The following is a 16,788-nucleotide window of genomic DNA, read 5'->3' on the forward strand; positions in this document are numbered from 1 at the left end:
TTGTCTCGCCTCAGCCTGCGGAATCGAATGAAAACCGTTCCACCGGCGTTTTTCGGAATTAGCGCGCATCACTCTCTCTGTCTACGTTCCCGGTCTTCCGCCGGTTTCTTTTCCGCTCCAAACAGCAAGGCACTTGGCTCCACAAGCATTCTACAAACATTAACCTGACTTCGCTCGTTCCATTGGACGCACTTCCCCTCCCGAATGTCTCGCCCGCACCTCATCTGTCACCCCGCATCCCCGGATGCAAGCCGGATACAATAAGAGTTTGGCGCAAACCGCAAATCTGTCCAATCGCGATCAAGAGGAACGAATGCCGGAAGTAACTGATTCAAAGTCCACAGCCGACCAGACCGTCAAGCCGCTGAAGTCTACCCTGAACCTTCCGCAGACCAGCTTCGCCATGAAGGCCAATCTGCCCGTCAACGAGCCCCTCCGCCTCGCCGAGTGGCAGCAGCAGGACCTCTACGCCCAGATTCGCGCCGCCCGCGCCGGTGCCCCTAAATACATCCTCCACGACGGTCCTCCCTACGCCAACGGAGCCATCCATCTCGGCCACGCACTGAATAAGTGCATCAAGGACTTCGTGGTCAAGACCAAGACCATGGCCGGATTCGACTCTCCCTACGTTCCCGGCTGGGACTGCCACGGCCTCCCCATCGAAATCAAGGTAGACGAGCAGCTTGGTCGCAAAAAGCTGGAAATGGACCCACTCGCCGTCCGCAAGGCCTGCCGCGAGTACGCACAGAAATACGTCGACCTGCAGCGCAGCCAGTTCGAGCGCATCGGCGTCTTCGGCCGCTGGGACAAACCTTACCTCACGATGTCCTTCCCCTACGAGGCCAGCATCGCCGAGACCTTCTACGACTTCTTCGAGAAGGGCTTCGTCTACAAGGGCCTCAAGCCGGTCTACTGGTGCATCCACGACCGCACCGCCCTCGCCGAAGCCGAGGTCGAGTATGAGCAGCACACCTCGCCCAGCGTCTACGTCCGCTACGCGCTCACCAGCGATCCCGCCGCCATCGATGCCAAACTGGCAGGCAAAAAAGTCTCCACCATCATCTGGACGACCACACCATGGACGCTCCCAGCCTCGCTCGCCGTAGCCTTCAACCCCGAACTCGACTACGTGGCCCTCGAAAACACCGACGGCAACGTCTATGTAGTTCTCGAAGCTCTCGCTGTTGCAGTCAAAACTGCCTGCAACCTCACCGAAGCCTCTAAGATTGCCCGCTTCAAGGGAGCGAAGCTCGATCGCGTCACCTTCCAGCACCCGTTCCTTGACCGCCAGGTCCTCGGCGTCACCGCCGGCTACGTCACGGCCGAGCAAGGCACGGGAGCCGTCCACACCGCGCCAGCCCACGGCGTCGACGACTTCTACACCGGCAAGCGCTACGACCTGCCCGAAGTCCAATATGTAGACAACGCCGGAAAACAGCGACACACCGATCTGCACGGCGGCCATCCCGGCGAACCCTACGACGGCCTCACCGTCTTCAAGTCCAACCCCGTCATCATTGAGCTGCTGCGCGAAAAAGGCGCACTGCTCAGCGCCACCAGCTTCGAGCACTCTTACCCACACTGCTGGCGCTGCCATAATCCCGTCATCGTCCGCGCCACCGAGCAGTGGTTCATCGGCATGGAAACCCCCATGCCAGGATCTGCCACAGAACTGGGTGCTGGAGCCACGACCTTCCGCCAGCGCGCCCTCGACGAGATCAAGAAAGTCGTCTGGGACCCGACGTGGGGTGAAGACCGCATCTCCAACATGATCGCCACCCGGCCCGACTGGTGTATCTCCCGCCAGCGCATCTGGGGCGTTCCCATCGCCGTCTTTCTCTGCGAAAAGTGCCACACGCCGCTGAACGACAAAGCCATCAACAAGAGCATCGTCCAGCTCTTCCACAAAGAAGGCGCAGACGCCTGGTACACCCACAATGTCGCCGCGCTGCTTCCCAAGGGAACGAAATGCTCCTGCGGCAACGAAGAGTTCCGCAAGGAGATGGACATCCTCGACGTCTGGTTCGAGTCCGGCGCAAGCTGGCACGCCGTCCTTGAACACGAACCCGAACTCAGCTACCCCGCCGATCTCTACACCGAAGGCGGAGATCAGCACCGCGGCTGGTTCCACTCATCGTTACTCACGTCGGTAGCTGTTAACGGAATCGCCCCCTACAAAATGGTCGCCACCTCCGGCTGGACGCTCGACGAACAAGGCCGCGCCTTCTCGAAGAGCCTCGGCAACGGCGTCGATCCCGTCGACATCGCCAAGCGCCTCGGCGGCGAGATCATCCGCCTCTGGGTCGCCTCCGTCGACTTCCGCGAAGACGTAGCCGCGAGCGAAAACCTGATGCAGCGCGTCAGCGACAACTATCGCAAGCTGCGCAACACGCTGCGCTTTCTGCTCGGCAACCTGCACGACTTCGACCCGGCGACAAACACCATCGCGTTCTCTGCGATGGAGCCTTTAGACCAATACATCCTCGCCCGCACGGCAGAGCTGGACACCAAGATCCGCGCCGCCTACGACGACTTCGAATTCCACCGCGCCTACCACGCCCTCAACGAGTACGTGAACACCGATCTTTCGGCACTGTATTTAGATGTGCTGAAAGATCGCCTCTACACCTTCGCGCCCAATCATCCTGCTCGCCGCAGCGCACAGACCGCCTTGTGGCGCATCGCCGAAGCCCTCACCCGCCTCATCGCCCCCATCCTCAGCTTTACCGCCGACGAGGTCTGGCAACTTCTGCCCAAGGTCGAAGGCCGCGAGGCCAGCGTCCACATCGCTCTCTTCCCCAATATCGCCGACATCGTTCCCGGCAACACCGCACCGATCATTGCTGACTGGTCACAGCTGTTGGCTGTCAGGGATAAGGTTCTTTTTGCACTGGAATCCGCTAGACAGGCGAAGCTCGTTGGTAAGGGACTTGACGCTAAGGTGCAACTATTGGCCGACTCAACGCCCATCAATACCGAAGCTGCGCATCATTCCGAAGAGAGTATCTATGCTCTACTCAAACGCTATGAAAAATCGCTGAAGGAGCTCTTCAACGTCTCTCAAGTGGATCTCAGATCTAACGAGATCAACATTATCGAAACGACGGTTTCAGCAGCCGACGGCATCAAGTGCGAGCGCTGCTGGAACTACACCACCGACGTAGGCAACGAACAAAAATATCCCACCGTCTGCCTTCGTTGCGCCGAAGCTCTCGAAGCTATCGGCTTCGCACCCTACACAGTCCAACAAACAACGGAGCAGCAAGCCTAAATGTCCCTCACTTCACACAACAGACGGGACAGCCGCATCCCTCTTCTTCTACTCGCCGCGCTTGTCGTCGTTGCAGACCGCTGCAGCAAGCTCTGGATCGTCCACCACATCAATCCCGGCTATGCCATCACCGTCATCCCCGGAGTCTTTCGCCTGACGCACGTTCTCAACACCGGCGCGGCGTTTTCGCTCTTCGACTCGGCCTCGCCCATCCTCGTCCGCGACAGCCTCATCGCGTTCTCCATCATCGCCGTGATCATCGTCCTGGGCATGCTCTGGCGCGTAGGCCGCGATCTTTCGCTCACGGGGATTGCCCTCGCACTCATCCTCGGCGGAGCTGTCGGCAACCTCTACGACCGCGTTCGCTTCTCCCACGTCGTCGATTTTCTCGAAGTCCACATCGTCCACTACCACTGGCCCGACTTCAACGTAGCCGATAGCTGCATCGTCATCGGAGCCTGTTTGTTGCTGATAGAAATCTTCCGTCCGCAGTCACAAAGGTGATATACACCAATTGATTCGTCTTTCCTACCAGCGCACTGAAGCAGATTTGCCGCCTTTTTAAAGAAACGAACGCCGTCGCCGCAACGATATAAATAAATCCATCGGAGGAGGGAGAATGTGTCCGTTCTCCCTCCTCTGGAAAGTTGTGACTGGCTAACTCATGGAATGGAGATACGCGTAGTCGATCTTTGCAGATTCCATCTCCGGCTTCGTATAGGGCCCTTCCTGCTCCGCGAAAGCATGTTGGATGCCAGCCAGTCTGCCCTCTGCAAAGATCGGTTTGTAGTCGATGAATCCGGCCCCCAATTCGCTGCCCTCGGGACGCTTGCCGCCCTGAGGCATGGCCTTGAAATCCTTCACATGAATCATGCGGAATCGACCGGGATGCTTCTTCATATACTCCACCGGGCTGGCTCCTCCCACGACCATCCAGCCACAGTCGATCTCAAACTTCACTAGGGCATGGTCGGTCTCGTTGAGCAGCACATCGTAGCCATAACTTCCATCCGGCATCTTCTGAAATTCAAGATCGTGATTGTGATACGCATACTGAAGACCGGCAGCTTTTGCCTTTGTGCCAACATCATTCATCTTCGCAGCCAGACGCTTAAAGTCATCAAGCCCTAACTTTGGCCATCCATGAGAAGCTCCCGGCCTGCTGGGCCACGCGGACAAGGTGGAACTGGTGGCATAGGTCACACCCAACGCATGGGCATCGTCAAAGACCTGGCCGTATTCAGGACCGTTCAGCTGCAGATGAGCACTCGGACATGACAATCCTGCATCTTTAATAAACTGGCCAAACTCCTTGACGGAATATTTGCCGAACCCTGCCGTCTCGACCTCGCGATAGCCTATATCGTGCAACTGCTTCAATGTTCCGGAAGTGTCCGCCTCGATCACGCCGCGAACAGTATAGAGCTGAATGCCCACGGGCAATCCCATTGGGTCAGCCCAGGCTTTCGTGGAAGACCCAAATGCTGTGGCTATCAGAGCTGCCGCGCCAAGGCTGCCGGTGTTCCGTAAAAATTCCCTTCGTGTGCTCCCCTTCATCTCTTTCGCTCCTTATGGTGGAAAATGCAATGGCTAACGGCAATATATAGATATTGCGTGGCTCTAGGTTGGGACTTGTACGGGATCGGCGTTCTCCGATGGAAGCGACTTTGAATCTTCACCCTTATCGGAAAACGTAAATAGAAACAGAAGAAGAACGATGGCCGATGCGCCAGCCGAGAACAGCCAGATCGACTTCCAGTCATAGGTGGCCGTGCCAACGGGGGCGGCGAGTGCATAGTGACTGACCACGGCACCAGAGAGCCATGAGCCCACAAACATACCCAGGCCGTAAGTGATGAAGATAATGATGCCTTGCGCAGCCGCGCGAAGATTCAGCGGAGCTTTGCGGTCGATGTAGATCTGACCGGTGACAAAGAAGAAGTCGTAGCAGATGCCATGCAGCAGGATGCCGCCCCACAACATCCACATGTGTGCATTGACGTTGCCATACGCAAACAAAAGATATCGGGCAACCCAGGCCAACATGCCGGCGATCAGCATATATTTCACGCCTAATCGGCGAAAGAACCACGGTATCAGGAGCATGCAAACCAGCTCCGACATCTGGCCGCCGGTCATCTTACCGGCAGCATTGCTGACTCCAGTCTGATTAAGAAAGAGATTGGTAAAGGCATAGTAAAACTGCAGCGGAATACAGATCAGAAAAGAGGCAATGACAAAGATCAACATCGACCGCTCGCCAAGCAGCTTTATCGCCTCGCGAGGAAAGACGCTGTCCAGCGTGAATTTTTCCGCTCGCGCAAGCGGCGGCGTCGCAGGCAGAGTAAAGCTATAAATTCCCATCAGCAGCGATACCAGTGCAGCCAGACGCATCGGCGTCGAAGTGGATTCCAGTCGCAGCGTGCCGATCAGCAGGCCCGCAACGATCCATCCGCCGCTGCCCAGGACACGGATTGCGCCAAACTCTTCTTTTGGGTCATCCATCTGCCGGAAGGCCAGCGAGTTTGCCAGCGAAAGCGTCGGCATAAAAGCCAGGCAGTACAGCAGGATCAGAACGTAGAAAGCAGTAAACGAAGTCTGAATCGATGCAACGAACAGCAGAGCCGCACCCGCAAGATGAAGAAGGCCGAGCACCTTCTGCGTTGCGAAAAATCGATCGGCCACGACGCCCACAAAGAACGGAGCAAGGATGGCGCCGACCGCAGTAGTTCCCGCTGCCAGCCCGATCTGCTGCCCCGTAAAGTGCAAAGGGCCCGCTAGCCAGGTGCCCAGGGTCACATACCATGCGCCCCAGATAAAGTATTCGAGAAACATCATGGTGCTCAGACGCACCCTAAGCTGCAATTTCATCCGTCCCTCATTCTTCCGTCAGCGCCGCACTTACTAAGGCATCCCACTATTTCACGAGCGAACGAGTGAGGACAACCACTTGAAGTTTTGAGCTTGCTACGGCAACGCAAACGCGACATAGGCAGCGCCCTGCGGCCCTTTGGGATTGCGCGCACCGCTTGCCGCAATCACCACATACTGCTTGCCATCGATCATGTAGGTCGCGGGCGTCGCGTTGCCGGCGTATGGAAGCTCCGCTTCCCAGAGAAGCTTCCCCGTTCGGCTGTCGAATGTCCTGATCTTCCTGTCGTAGATCGTCGCGCTGACAATCACGATGCCGCCTGCCGTGACAATCGGGCCACCGTAATTCTCGCTGCCGGTTCCCTTCATTCCCTTTGCCGCAAGCTCGGGATACTCGCCCAGCGGAATCTTCCAGAGATACTTGCCTGTGTTCAGATCGATAGCGTTGAGCGTTCCCCACGGAGGCACGATCGCCGGATAGCCATCGGGATCAAGAAATTTACGATACCCCGTAAACTGATACCGGGCAGTGGTAGCTTCGGAGCTTCCCATCTCGCTCTTTGATGTCAACCCCGAATCGGTTGTCCGAGCGCTGCTCTCGGCAGACATTTTTTGAGCTTTATTGCTCTGCTCTGTATTCATGGCATCGGGATCAGTCTTGAGAAACGCGAGGATCGCCTCTAATTTTTCTCCCGTTATGCCCGGAAAAGAAGGCATCCTTGCCTTACCGTCGTGAATCAACGACGTAATCGAAGCGTCAGACAGGTGTTTGTCGACATGAATCAAAGACGGAAACGCCGGTGGCGATCCCTTTCGTTCTGCACCATGGCACATCGAACATTGACTTTGATACAAAGCAGCACCCGTACCGCCGCTCGTTTTGCTCGCCGTCAACCCTCCTGTCCAGGCAACGTCGTTGGCGTTGATATAAATGACACCGCTGCGAGGGTCTACGGCTGGACCACCCCACTCGGCTCCGCCATCGAAGCCCGGAAAAACCACGGTCTGCTTGTCCACGCTGAAAGGAATAAATTGACCTTCACTGCGAAAGGTCTTGAACTGTTCGACTGCCCAGGCATGGGCTTCCGGTGTACGCGTCGTCAGCATATCGGCGGTGAGCAACTGACGAGCATACGGCAGGGGAAATTGCGGGATCGGCTGTGTCGGAGAGGTCGTTTCGCCGGGAACATTCGACGCAGGAAAAGGGCGCTCCTCGATGGGAAACAGCGGCTTGCCGTTCGTCCGGTCGAAGAGAAAGATAAAGCCCTGCTTCGTGGTCTGCGCTACGGCATCAATCGCCTTGCCCTCTCGATGAACGGTGACAAGCGCTGGCGGCGAAGGAAAGTCGCGGTCCCATATATCGTGATGCACATCCTGAAAGTGCCATATACGCTTGCCAGTATTGGCATCGAGCGCTAACAGCGTATCCGCGAACAGATCGTCGCCAGCGCGGTCGTAGCCGTAAAAGTCAGTTACAGCGGAGCCGGTAGGCGCATACACAATGCCGCGCGTCTCATCGAGCGACATGCCCGCCCAATTATTCGCTGCGCCGGTAACCTTCCATGCTTCCTTCGGCCACGTCTCGTAACCGTATTCGCCCGGATGAGGAATGGTGTGGAAACTCCAGCGAAGTGCGCCGGTATGGACATCGAACGCACGAATGTCGCCATGCAGTGCAGGCTCCTCCTCCGGCGCACGAAAGCCGACGATGATCATGTCCTTGAAGATCAAACCCGGAGTAGTAGGAGCGAGATATATGCCTGAGTAGTCGCCATCGGTCAGGCCCCGGCGAAGATCGATCTTGCCCTGATCTCCAAAGGCCAAAATGGGCTTCCCTGTCGCCGGATCAAGCGCATAGAGATTGGTGAGAGCGCCTGCGAACAGGATGCTCTCCTTGCCATCGGTCCAATAACTGAGTCCGCGAGTGGGCTGACCTCCGGGCGTCCCCGTAGAAAAGGTCCAGATCACCTTGCCCGTTGCGCCATCGAACGCAATCACTTTCTGCGATGGGGTGTATGCATAGAGCGTCCGGCCGATCACCAGAGGATTCGTCTGCAGCCCACCCTCTTCGTGTGTATCGAATGTCCAGGCGACTTTCAATCGATGCACGTTCGAGCGGTTGATCTGCGTCAAGGGCGAATAGTGGTCTCCATTTACCCCGCCGTTGTAGACAGGCCAATCTCGCGCTGTACCTTCAGCTCCTCGACTTGCGGCGACAACCACATTGGCATGTCTTGTCTGCACCTGCCAAAGCGTCACGCCGAACAGAGTAAACGCAACGACAGCAGCCCAACCCCCAATTCGCATTCACACAATCCTTTATCGACCCCGAACGGTCTACGTCACCATAATCGCACTCTTGTGTCCTTGCAAATGGTCTGTCACTGATTCGGCCACAGCCACGCTGCTCCACGAACTCCGCTGGAGTCTCCAAATTTAGCCTGCACGATTGGCGTCGCAACCTCTCGGCCAAACACATACCGAGGCAGTATCTTCGGCAGATTCCGATAAAGCTGCTGCACCTTCGACAACCCTCCACCAAAGACAAGCACATCCGGATCCAGAAGATTGATGACATGGGCCAATCCCCGCGCCAATCGGTCCTCAAAGCGATTCACCGTAGCGACCGCATCCGAATCACCGGCCTCCGAAGCCGCCACAATCTCCCGCGTCGTCAGTTCCCTTCCGGTCACCCTCTTGTGGTCCTGCGCCACACCGGTCCCCGAGATCCACGTCTCCAGGCATCCTCGCTTCCCGCAGTAGCATGACGGCCCGGGCAGTTCCTCTGGGAGCATCCAAGGCAGAGGATTATGCCCCCATTCACCGGCGATTCCGTTCGGGCCATCGTGAACGCGGCCGTTGATCGCGATGCCGCCGCCGCACCCCGTTCCCAAAATCACCCCAAAGACCAGTCGCTTCCCCGCCGCCGCGCCATCGGTCGCCTCCGAAATAGCAAGACAGTTTGCATCATTGGCCACGCGCACCTCGCGCTCCAGCGCCGCACACAGATCGCGGTCGAGCGGCTTCCCATTCAGCCATGTCGAATTCGCGTTCTTCACCACTCCGGTTACACTCGAAACACAGCCGGGAATCCCCGCGCCCACCGTCGCTGTTCGACCCATCTCTCCTTCGATACGCTGGACGAGCGCAGCCATGGATGCAACCGTCGCATCATAGTTGCCCTGGGGAGTGTCGACCCGATGCCTGACCAACTCCCTTCCATCCTTTTCAATCGCCAGCGCTTCAATCTTGGTTCCGCCAAGATCGATGCCAATCCGCATCTCCAAATTTGCCATGCCGCTCTAATCCCCCGACGTCCGCTCTTTCGTGCCTGTCATTAAATCTGCAACTTAACACTACCCTCTCAACACGAGCGATGCCATCGCAGAAAAATTTATTCCTTGCGGCGATTTAATCCATAAAGTGTTAGCGTTTCCGTAGGCATGAAGCCGCAACATTATGGCAGCGGCATTCAATCATTCTCGCGTCGAACAAAAAATAAGAAAGGGTCATCGCCTTCCTTATTTTTAGTCATCGAACAAGAGTCAGGGTCATCTATGAAACATCTACTTCGCATCGGCATCCTGCTTTTCACGACGACACTTCTTGCCGGCAGCGCAAATCCTCAGCCATCTGGCTCCGATGCAGCTTCGAACGCCAAAATACTGAGCTACATTCATAACAGTTGGGACAGCCTCTCTCGTTCCATGTCTGACTGCAAATCGCTGGTCGATCCTAAAATAACGACAGCTCCGGTGCTCTACCTTCCCGCGGGCCTCGCAACGCCGGCGCCCGTAACCGCCGCGCAGAAGCTCTGCAACATCGAGGTACGCAGGCTGCCGCGCAAGATCAATCACATGGGTGATATCAAGGTCAGCGAGATCCCGAAAGAGGGCCTTCTCTATCTCCCCAATCGCTACGTCGTCCCTGGCGGACGCTTCAACGAGATGTACGGTTGGGACAGCTACTTCATTATCCTCGGCCTCGTGCATGACAATCGCTCCGACCTCGCTCGCGGCATGGTCGAAAATTTCTTCTACGAGATCGAAAACTACGGCGCTATCCTCAACGCCAACCGCACCTACTTTTTCACCCGCTCGCAGCCGCCATTTCTCACGTCCATGATCCGCGAGGTCTACGAGCATCCCGACGGCAAGCCTCTCTCAAAGGAATGGCTCGCCAAAGCCTACGGTTATGCGCAGCGTGATTATTCGCTGTGGACATCACCCATCCATCGCGCAGGCGACACCGGCCTCGCCCGTTACAAAGATATCGGCGAAGGTCCCGTACCCGAGATGGCCGACGACAGCGACTACTACCCCAACGTCATCCGCTGGCTGCTCGCGCATCCTGACCTTCACACCGAATACCTCATCGATGCTCCCGAACACCCGACCGCATCCCAAGCCATAGCCCTTGCAAAGACCAGCTGCGACATCACCGCGTCCAAAGTCTGCGCTCGCGCCTATTACAAAGGCCATCGCCTCACCAGCGCCTTTTACAGCGGCGACCGCGCCATGCGTGAGTCCGGCTTCGACACCAGCTTCCGCTTCGGTGCATTCAGCGGCTCGACCGACGATTACGCGCCTGTCTGCCTCAATAGTCTCCTCTATAAATACGAACGCGATATGGCCCACTTCGCCACCTTGCTGGGCCGCACCGCAGAGGCTGCCGCATGGGAACGCCGCGCCGCAACTCGACGCGATGCTATCAATAAATATCTCTGGAATCCCACAGCAGGCATGTTCTACGACTACGACTTCTCGACCCATCAACGCTCTACTTACAACTACATCACGGCCTTCTATCCGCTCTGGGCCGGACTCGCCACCCCCCGGCAAGCCGCGACGATGGACCATCATCTCTCACTCTTCGAGCACACCGGCGGCCTCGCCATGAGCGACAACGAGTCCGGCGTCCAATGGGATCTCCCCTTCGGCTGGGCGCCAACGAACTGGCTCGCAGTCAAAGGCCTCGCACAGTACGGCTTCACCAGCGATGCCTCACGCGCAGCGAGTGAACTTTCGCAGACCGTCCTGCAAAACTTTCTGCACGACGGCACCATCCGTGAAAAGTACAACGTGGTCAGCGGCTCTGCCAACGTAAACGTCGCCGCAGGCTACACGAGCAACGCGGTAGGCTTCGGCTGGACCAACGGCGTCTACGTGCAAATGAGCGACCTTATCTCCCACTCAAAAAAGAAGGCTAAAGCAAGTCACTAAATCCATCCGAGTGTGGCGCGAACCAACAGAGAAAAATCGGTGTCATCGGTGCAGATCGGTGTTAAGCCTTAGCTTGAGCTCGCGCTTACTGCACCTTGCCCAGCGGACGCAACCGGCGCAGTTCCCCGGCACAGGCAATTGCATTCAAGGCCGCGAGCTTTAAATTATCCGCCGCCATCCAAAGCCAGAATCGCGACACGCCCTCGCTGCCAACATCTTCGCTGACATGGACCATAATGTCTTCCTGTCCGGCTGCGCTCAAATTGCTCGGCGGATCAGATTCCCCACTCACGACATCGACGTGCTCGCCCACCAACGCAGCTTCTATCTGTTCTGTCGTCACAGACTGCGCAACCTCCACCAGCACCGACATGGTATAGCTATGGAAGACCGGCGTCTGCACAAGCTGCAAGGCCAGCGGCGGCAGCGCTCCTGCTGAAAATTCTGCGTACTGATCGCGAATGCGCTTCTCCGCCACGGTCAGTTTCACCTTCGCAGCCTCACCCAGCGAAGGCAGCAGATTGAAGGCCACCTGCGCGTCATACTGTTCCCGTGGCAGCGTCTGAAACGACAGCAGGTTCACCGTCTGCTGATGCAGTTCATCCATCGCCAGCCGTCCATTCTCCGACGCAGGCTCCAGCACGGTCGCTGCAACACTCTTCAGTGGCACCTTTGCCTGCAACCGCGCCGCCACCAGCGCCAGCATCACCGCCGCAGGATGTCCCGCGACCACCGCAGGAGTATTAAGGTCCAACTCCGTTCCGCTCAACGGAGTCTTTGCCGCCAAGGCCTCCGCTACCCACGGGGCCCGCGCCAGAACATCTTTCTCTCCCTCCAGCGCATACGTCAGGTCGACGATGCTGGCACCGGCTCGTCGCGCGTCCTGCCAATATTTCTTTGTCACCTCGGCGCTGCCCGCAAAGAAGACGAAGTCCATGTGGTCGAACGAAGAAGGCTCCAGCCGCTGAATAAACGAAGCCTCGTCGCCAGTCGCGGTTATCTGCCCAGCAGCTTCCTCTTCATCGAGCAACACAAAATCCGATGCCCCCAGCACAGACTCACCCAGTTCATCGCTCAACTCTTTTCCCACCAGCGACGACGCCCCGACAATGCCTATCCGATAAATTCCATTCGCCATATCTGCTCTGCAATCTTCTTTCACTAACTATTTTTCGAGAGCCGCAGCCACACATTCTCTACGATGCATCAACCGAGTGGTGCCGCCGTTCCCTGCTCCAGGAATAGGCCAGTCGCGCCACCACACCCGACACCAGGTAGCCCAGCGCGAGAATAATCAGCATGGACTCCGAGTAAAGCCACAGCAGCGCGATCAGCACTCCCACCACAGCCACCATCTGGAAGGGATGCCGGTTCCCGAGGCTGATCTCCTTGCCGCTCCAGAAGCGCCAACTGCTTACCATCAGAAAACCCGTGAACGCAATCAGCCCGAGCCACAGAAAGGCCATTGACGGTCGATTGATCGGAGATCCGTTGAAGCAATGAATCACCGAGCAGATCACTCCCGCACCCGCCGGAATCGGCATGCCTACAAAGTATTTTTGCCCCGGCCGCCCGGGATTGCGAGGCTGCGGGTTGATGCTGATATTGAATCGCGCCAACCTGCACGCACCACAAATCAAAAACACAAAGCAGACGAAGACCCCAAGGTGAAGAAGCTGCTCGCGCAGGCCCGGATGCGACATCACCGGCAGCATCCGAAATCCCCAGATATACGCCAGCAGGCTAGGAGCCACACCGAACGTAACCACATCGGCCAGCGAATCGAGCTCCTTGCCAAAGTCGCTGGTCGTGTTCGTCATCCGCGCAATGCGTCCATCGAGCCCATCGAACAGGATGGCGAACCCAATGGCCAGCGCAGCATGGTCGAAGTGCACAGGGTCCCCCACGGTCCCCTGCACGCTCTGCGTAATCGCATAGAAACCAGCACCGATATTGCCCGCCGTGAACAGCGACGGCAGCACATACATACCACGGCTAGGCTGATGCCTCCTGCCGCTCGCCTCGATCCGCGTCCCCTCGGACGCCTCGTCTGCCATCACGCCACCGTTGCTGTCAGGTTAGTTTGCGGAATCACAGCCAGCACCGAAGAACCGCCGCGCACCCGCACGCCCGTCTTCACTCTCAACTCAGCCTCTGCGGGCAACAGAACATCCACCCGCGATCCAAACTTGATCAGGCCAACTCGCTGTCCGCGCTCCACGCGATCGCCCACCTTCACGTTGCACACGATGCGCCTCGCCAGCAGTCCCGCAATTTGCTTGAAGCTCACCGCATAGGCACCAGCATCGATCACGATGAGTGTCTGTTCGTTATGCAGCACGGACTCAGGCTTCATCGCATTCAAAAACTCGCCCTCGCGATACTCCACCACCGTAACCGTCCCAGCCACCGGCGCGCGGTTCACATGCACGTCGAAGACATTCAGAAAGATGCTGAGCCGCAACTTGCTACCGGCCGTCGTCTCGATCCATTCCGCGGCGGTTACAAGGCCGTCTCCAGGCGAGACAATCTGTCCCGGCTCCTGTGGAATCGTTCGGTTGGGGTCGCGGAAAAACCACAGAAAAAAGACCGCCAGCAGCACCGGAACCGCCACCAACACAAGCGGCATCTTCAAATACCAGAGCACTGCTGCCACGACGCCGAGGCCTAACGCATAGAAGAATCCATCTCGAACCATAAGTGACTCAATTATATAAGGCCACGCACACCTTCACTCAGCGCCTGCTTCTGACCGCACACGATGCCGGCAAATCGCTCAGTGTTCAGAGACGCGGACGCCGGGACGCCTCAGCCGCTCCATCTCATCCTTCAAGCTTAGCTTTAACTTCTTCAGCCGTACCTCTTCCACCTTCTCGGCTTCGGTCAGAAACAGCTTTGCACGCAGCGTCTCCAGCCTGCGCGCATACAAACTATGTTCCTGCTCAAGCCTGTAAATGGATGGAATCGACGTGGACTCAGGTAGCTCCGTAAACTTGGCGGTCTGCATGAATCAATACCTCCAGCATCAGACGACGGCTCACCGATTGGCCTAAACGCTACCACAGCCTCTCGCGGACATGCAAAGCAACTTATGCACTTTCTAATAAGTCCAGTCGCATCAGCACCGCATCGTCCACAGGCTCACTGTAATACCGTGGACGCTGACCCACCGGGGTAAACCCCAGTCCTCGATACAGTCCAATTGCCCCTCCACTCGCCGCCCTAACCTCCAACTCCAGCGCCCCCGCGCACTCTTCCCGACACCACGCAATTACAGCCCCGCAGAGTTCCCTCCCCACGCCCCCACGCCGCAGCCGCAGATCCACCGCGACACTCTCCAACTCCGCTAAATCCCCTGCGACCTTGCCCACCGCAAATCCAATCACCGCCCCATCCGCTGCAGCTACAAACAAGCGCCGCCGCACATAATCGCCGGTACCGCCAATCGCCGCAGCATACTCCTCCTCACCCCAATGCGGAGCCTCCGCCGTAGCCCGTTCCAGCGCCATCACGGCAGCAAGATCGCCCACCACCCCAGCCCGAACACAAAACCCGCTCATCGCACCGCGCTCTTCGGCTTGGCAAAGATCTCCGCATCCGTTCGCCGCAGATAGTTCGCATCGAGCAACGCAGCGTCGTCAAATCTCCCCGCCGCGGCCCGCTCCAGAGCGAACGGCAGCACATCCTGCGCCCGTGGCTCCGCGACCACTCGCGGCTGCAAATCCGCCAACGCCTCGGCGACTTTGGCCTCGCAGACAACCACCGTCCCCCCAGCCGCAGCGGCCAACACTTCCTCCCCTGTCAGCAGAGCCTCGCGCAGGCACTCGTGGCCCGCGTACTTCCCTAAATAAAACTCTCCCCGGCCAGCATCCAGCACCGCATAAACCACCTCGCCATCAGCAGAGGCAGCCAGCAACGCCAGTTGCGAAACGGCAATCAACGGCACACCTCCGGCCTCGCTCAAACCCTTCGCCGCGCTCAACCCAACGCGCACCCCAGTAAACGAACCCGGCCCATGGACGGCCACGACTGCCGTCAAATCGCCCAGCCGCCAGCCAGAGGCCTCCATCACGCGCCGCACCGCAGGCACCAGCCGCTCCGAAGCCGTCCGCCCCGGCAACACCTCCACCGCAACCACCGCATCGGCCAGCGAAGTATCCGCCAACGCAACGCTACCCTCACTCCCACATGTATCAATCAACAAAAAACGCATTACTCGCCTTCCCCCATCGCATCGCCAACAATCTCCACCAGAACTCCACCGGTACTCGCCGGATGCACAAAAAAATATCGATGGCCCCCCGCGCCCACGCGCACCTCATCGCTGGCCAGCCGCACGCCCTGCAAACGCAATCGATCGAACATCGCATCCACGCCATCTACCCTGATCGCGACATGGTGCAGCCCCTCGCCCCGCTTCGCGACAAACCGCCCAATCACCGAGTCCTCTTCCGTAGCCTCCAGCAATTCAATCCGGCTCTGCCCGAGCGGCAACATCGCCGTCCTTACCTTCTCATGCTCTACCGTCTCCTCGCGGCTCACCGTCAGTCCCAGCGCCTCGTAAAAACTTCGCGCCACGTCCATACTCTTTACGGCCACGCCAAGATGATCCAGCCGAAGCCCCTCCATCCTCAATTCCATCCGCTGTTTCTTTCCGTTCTTCTCCGCAGCGCATCGCCGCACCGAAGCCATCAACTCATCGACTCCAGCGCCAGTCGTCGCCACCGTCCGCACCACCGGTTCGTGCGCATCCACCGCCAACCCCTGCATCGCCAGAATCTCCGCCTCCACCCGCTCTGCGCCGTCACGATCGCTCTTGTTCACCACAAAGACGTCCGCGACCTCCATCACTCCGGCCTTCAAACTCTGCACCTCGTCACCCATCCCCGGAACCAGCACCAGAACGGTCACATCCGCCAGCTCCGCTACCTCGACCTCATCCTGCCCCACTCCCATGGTCTCAATCAGAATCACCTGCCGCCCCGCCGCAGCCATCGCCACGCACACATCCTCGACCGCTGCGGCCAACCCACCCTTCGCCCCTCGCGAAGCCATGCTGCGGATATACACTCCCGCGTCTCCACTCAGCTCCTGCATCCGTATTCGGTCACCCAGCAGCGCGCCTCCCGTATAAGGACTCGACGGGTCCACCGCCACCACGCCCACGGTCTGCCCCTCCTGCCTGAGCCACTTCGCCATTTGGTCGACCAGCGTGCTCTTTCCCGCGCCCGGAGGCCCGGTAATCCCCACCCGCAGAGCATCCCCCGCATATCCACGGCAAGCTCTGACCAGCTCCCTCCCCACGGCCGACCCATCCTCGACCAGCGATACCGCCCGCGCCAGCGACCGCACCTCGCCAGCGCGCAGCCGCTCCACCATCGCTTCGAGATCGCCCAATCCGTTCACATCAGCGATGATACCGCC

Annotated in this window: 14 protein-coding genes; 3 read left to right on the forward strand and 11 right to left on the reverse strand. The window is 58.3% G+C overall.

Annotated features, from left to right (window positions below; all coding sequences use genetic code 11):
• Positions 1–313: 313 nt before the first annotated feature.
• Positions 314–3,271 carry an isoleucine--tRNA ligase gene (gene ileS, locus GSQ81_RS00770; protein ID WP_158908851.1) on the forward strand — a complete coding sequence of 986 codons (2,958 nt, stop codon included), beginning with the start codon at positions 314–316 and terminating at the stop codon, positions 3,269–3,271.
• Positions 3,272–3,775 carry a signal peptidase II gene (gene lspA, locus GSQ81_RS00775; protein ID WP_158908852.1) on the forward strand — a complete coding sequence of 168 codons (504 nt, stop codon included), beginning with the start codon at positions 3,272–3,274 and terminating at the stop codon, positions 3,773–3,775.
• Between the two features lie 153 nt (positions 3,776–3,928).
• Here the strand turns inward: lspA and GSQ81_RS00780 are convergent, their stop codons facing one another.
• The 4 genes from GSQ81_RS00780 to mak all read right to left on the reverse strand — a co-directional run bounded on the left by GSQ81_RS00780 (position 3,929) and on the right by mak (position 9,438).
• Positions 3,929–4,828, reverse strand: coding sequence for a sugar phosphate isomerase/epimerase (locus GSQ81_RS00780; RefSeq protein ID WP_158908853.1), 900 nt, complete (start codon positions 4,826–4,828; stop codon positions 3,929–3,931).
• A gap of 63 nt (positions 4,829–4,891) precedes the next feature.
• Positions 4,892–6,142: a nucleoside permease gene (locus GSQ81_RS00785; RefSeq protein ID WP_158908854.1), complete on the reverse strand. Its 1,251-nt coding sequence runs from the start codon at positions 6,140–6,142 to the stop codon at positions 4,892–4,894.
• Between the two features lie 96 nt (positions 6,143–6,238).
• Entirely contained in the window at positions 6,239–8,449 is a 2,211-nt protein-coding gene (locus tag GSQ81_RS00790; RefSeq protein ID WP_158908855.1) for a PQQ-binding-like beta-propeller repeat protein, read from the reverse strand.
• A 74-nt stretch (positions 8,450–8,523) separates the two neighbouring features.
• Positions 8,524–9,438 (reverse strand): fructokinase, encoded by a 915-nt coding sequence (gene mak / locus GSQ81_RS00795; protein ID WP_216846349.1) that lies wholly within the window; start codon positions 9,436–9,438, stop codon positions 8,524–8,526.
• A 261-nt stretch (positions 9,439–9,699) separates the two neighbouring features.
• Here mak and GSQ81_RS00800 point away from each other — a divergent pair, with 261 nt between their 5' ends.
• The gene (locus GSQ81_RS00800) at positions 9,700–11,364 is read left to right on the forward strand and encodes a trehalase family glycosidase (protein WP_158908856.1); all 1,665 of its coding nucleotides are present in this window, start codon (positions 9,700–9,702) and stop codon (positions 11,362–11,364) included.
• Between the two features lie 85 nt (positions 11,365–11,449).
• On the opposite strand, the gene GSQ81_RS00805 is transcribed toward GSQ81_RS00800, so the two are convergent.
• The 7 genes from GSQ81_RS00805 to meaB all read right to left on the reverse strand — a co-directional run bounded on the left by GSQ81_RS00805 (position 11,450) and on the right by meaB (position 16,770).
• The gene (locus tag GSQ81_RS00805; protein ID WP_158908857.1) at positions 11,450–12,502 is read right to left on the reverse strand and encodes an Asd/ArgC dimerization domain-containing protein; all 1,053 of its coding nucleotides are present in this window, start codon (positions 12,500–12,502) and stop codon (positions 11,450–11,452) included.
• Between the two features lie 58 nt (positions 12,503–12,560).
• Positions 12,561–13,421, reverse strand: a complete 861-nt coding sequence (pssA, locus tag GSQ81_RS00810) for a CDP-diacylglycerol--serine O-phosphatidyltransferase (protein WP_254059912.1) — start codon at positions 13,419–13,421, stop codon at positions 12,561–12,563.
• Positions 13,421–14,062 carry a phosphatidylserine decarboxylase gene (locus GSQ81_RS00815; RefSeq protein ID WP_158908858.1) on the reverse strand — a complete coding sequence of 214 codons (642 nt, stop codon included), beginning with the start codon at positions 14,060–14,062 and terminating at the stop codon, positions 13,421–13,423. The genes pssA and GSQ81_RS00815 overlap by 1 nt, the downstream gene beginning before the upstream one ends.
• A gap of 78 nt (positions 14,063–14,140) precedes the next feature.
• On the reverse strand, positions 14,141–14,371 hold the full coding sequence (locus GSQ81_RS00820; protein WP_158908859.1) for a hypothetical protein: 231 nt from the start codon (positions 14,369–14,371) through the stop codon (positions 14,141–14,143).
• 82 nt (positions 14,372–14,453) lie between these two features.
• Positions 14,454–14,924: a GNAT family N-acetyltransferase gene (locus tag GSQ81_RS00825; protein WP_158908860.1), complete on the reverse strand. Its 471-nt coding sequence runs from the start codon at positions 14,922–14,924 to the stop codon at positions 14,454–14,456.
• The gene (gene tsaB / locus GSQ81_RS00830; protein WP_158908861.1) at positions 14,921–15,577 is read right to left on the reverse strand and encodes a tRNA (adenosine(37)-N6)-threonylcarbamoyltransferase complex dimerization subunit type 1 TsaB; all 657 of its coding nucleotides are present in this window, start codon (positions 15,575–15,577) and stop codon (positions 14,921–14,923) included. Before tsaB ends, GSQ81_RS00825 begins: the two co-directional genes overlap by 4 nt.
• The gene (gene meaB, locus GSQ81_RS00835) at positions 15,577–16,770 is read right to left on the reverse strand and encodes a methylmalonyl Co-A mutase-associated GTPase MeaB (protein ID WP_254059913.1); all 1,194 of its coding nucleotides are present in this window, start codon (positions 16,768–16,770) and stop codon (positions 15,577–15,579) included. Before meaB ends, tsaB begins: the two co-directional genes overlap by 1 nt.
• Between the last annotated feature and the right edge of the window lie 18 nt (positions 16,771–16,788).

The organism is Granulicella sp. L56, from assembly GCF_009765835.1.
In the GTDB taxonomy this organism is placed as follows: Bacteria; Acidobacteriota; Terriglobia; order Terriglobales; family Acidobacteriaceae; genus Edaphobacter.

Coding starts and splice junctions, on each gene's coding strand:
- lspA (WP_158908852.1), top strand. CDS start 3,272: ATGTCCCTCACTTCACACAACAGACGGGACAGCCGCATCCCTCTTCTT.
- GSQ81_RS00780 (WP_158908853.1), bottom strand. CDS start 4,828: ATGAAGGGGAGCACACGAAGGGAATTTTTACGGAACACCGGCAGCCTT.
- GSQ81_RS00785 (WP_158908854.1), bottom strand. CDS start 6,142: ATGAAATTGCAGCTTAGGGTGCGTCTGAGCACCATGATGTTTCTCGAA.
- GSQ81_RS00820 (WP_158908859.1), bottom strand. CDS start 14,371: ATGCAGACCGCCAAGTTTACGGAGCTACCTGAGTCCACGTCGATTCCA.
- GSQ81_RS00825 (WP_158908860.1), bottom strand. CDS start 14,924: ATGAGCGGGTTTTGTGTTCGGGCTGGGGTGGTGGGCGATCTTGCTGCC.
- pssA (WP_254059912.1), bottom strand. CDS start 13,421: ATGGCAGACGAGGCGTCCGAGGGGACGCGGATCGAGGCGAGCGGCAGG.
- ileS (WP_158908851.1), top strand. CDS start 314: ATGCCGGAAGTAACTGATTCAAAGTCCACAGCCGACCAGACCGTCAAG.
- GSQ81_RS00790 (WP_158908855.1), bottom strand. CDS start 8,449: ATGCGAATTGGGGGTTGGGCTGCTGTCGTTGCGTTTACTCTGTTCGGC.
- GSQ81_RS00805 (WP_158908857.1), bottom strand. CDS start 12,502: ATGGCGAATGGAATTTATCGGATAGGCATTGTCGGGGCGTCGTCGCTG.
- tsaB (WP_158908861.1), bottom strand. CDS start 15,577: ATGCGTTTTTTGTTGATTGATACATGTGGGAGTGAGGGTAGCGTTGCG.
- GSQ81_RS00800 (WP_158908856.1), top strand. CDS start 9,700: ATGAAACATCTACTTCGCATCGGCATCCTGCTTTTCACGACGACACTT.
- mak (WP_216846349.1), bottom strand. CDS start 9,438: ATGGCAAATTTGGAGATGCGGATTGGCATCGATCTTGGCGGAACCAAG.
- GSQ81_RS00815 (WP_158908858.1), bottom strand. CDS start 14,062: ATGGTTCGAGATGGATTCTTCTATGCGTTAGGCCTCGGCGTCGTGGCA.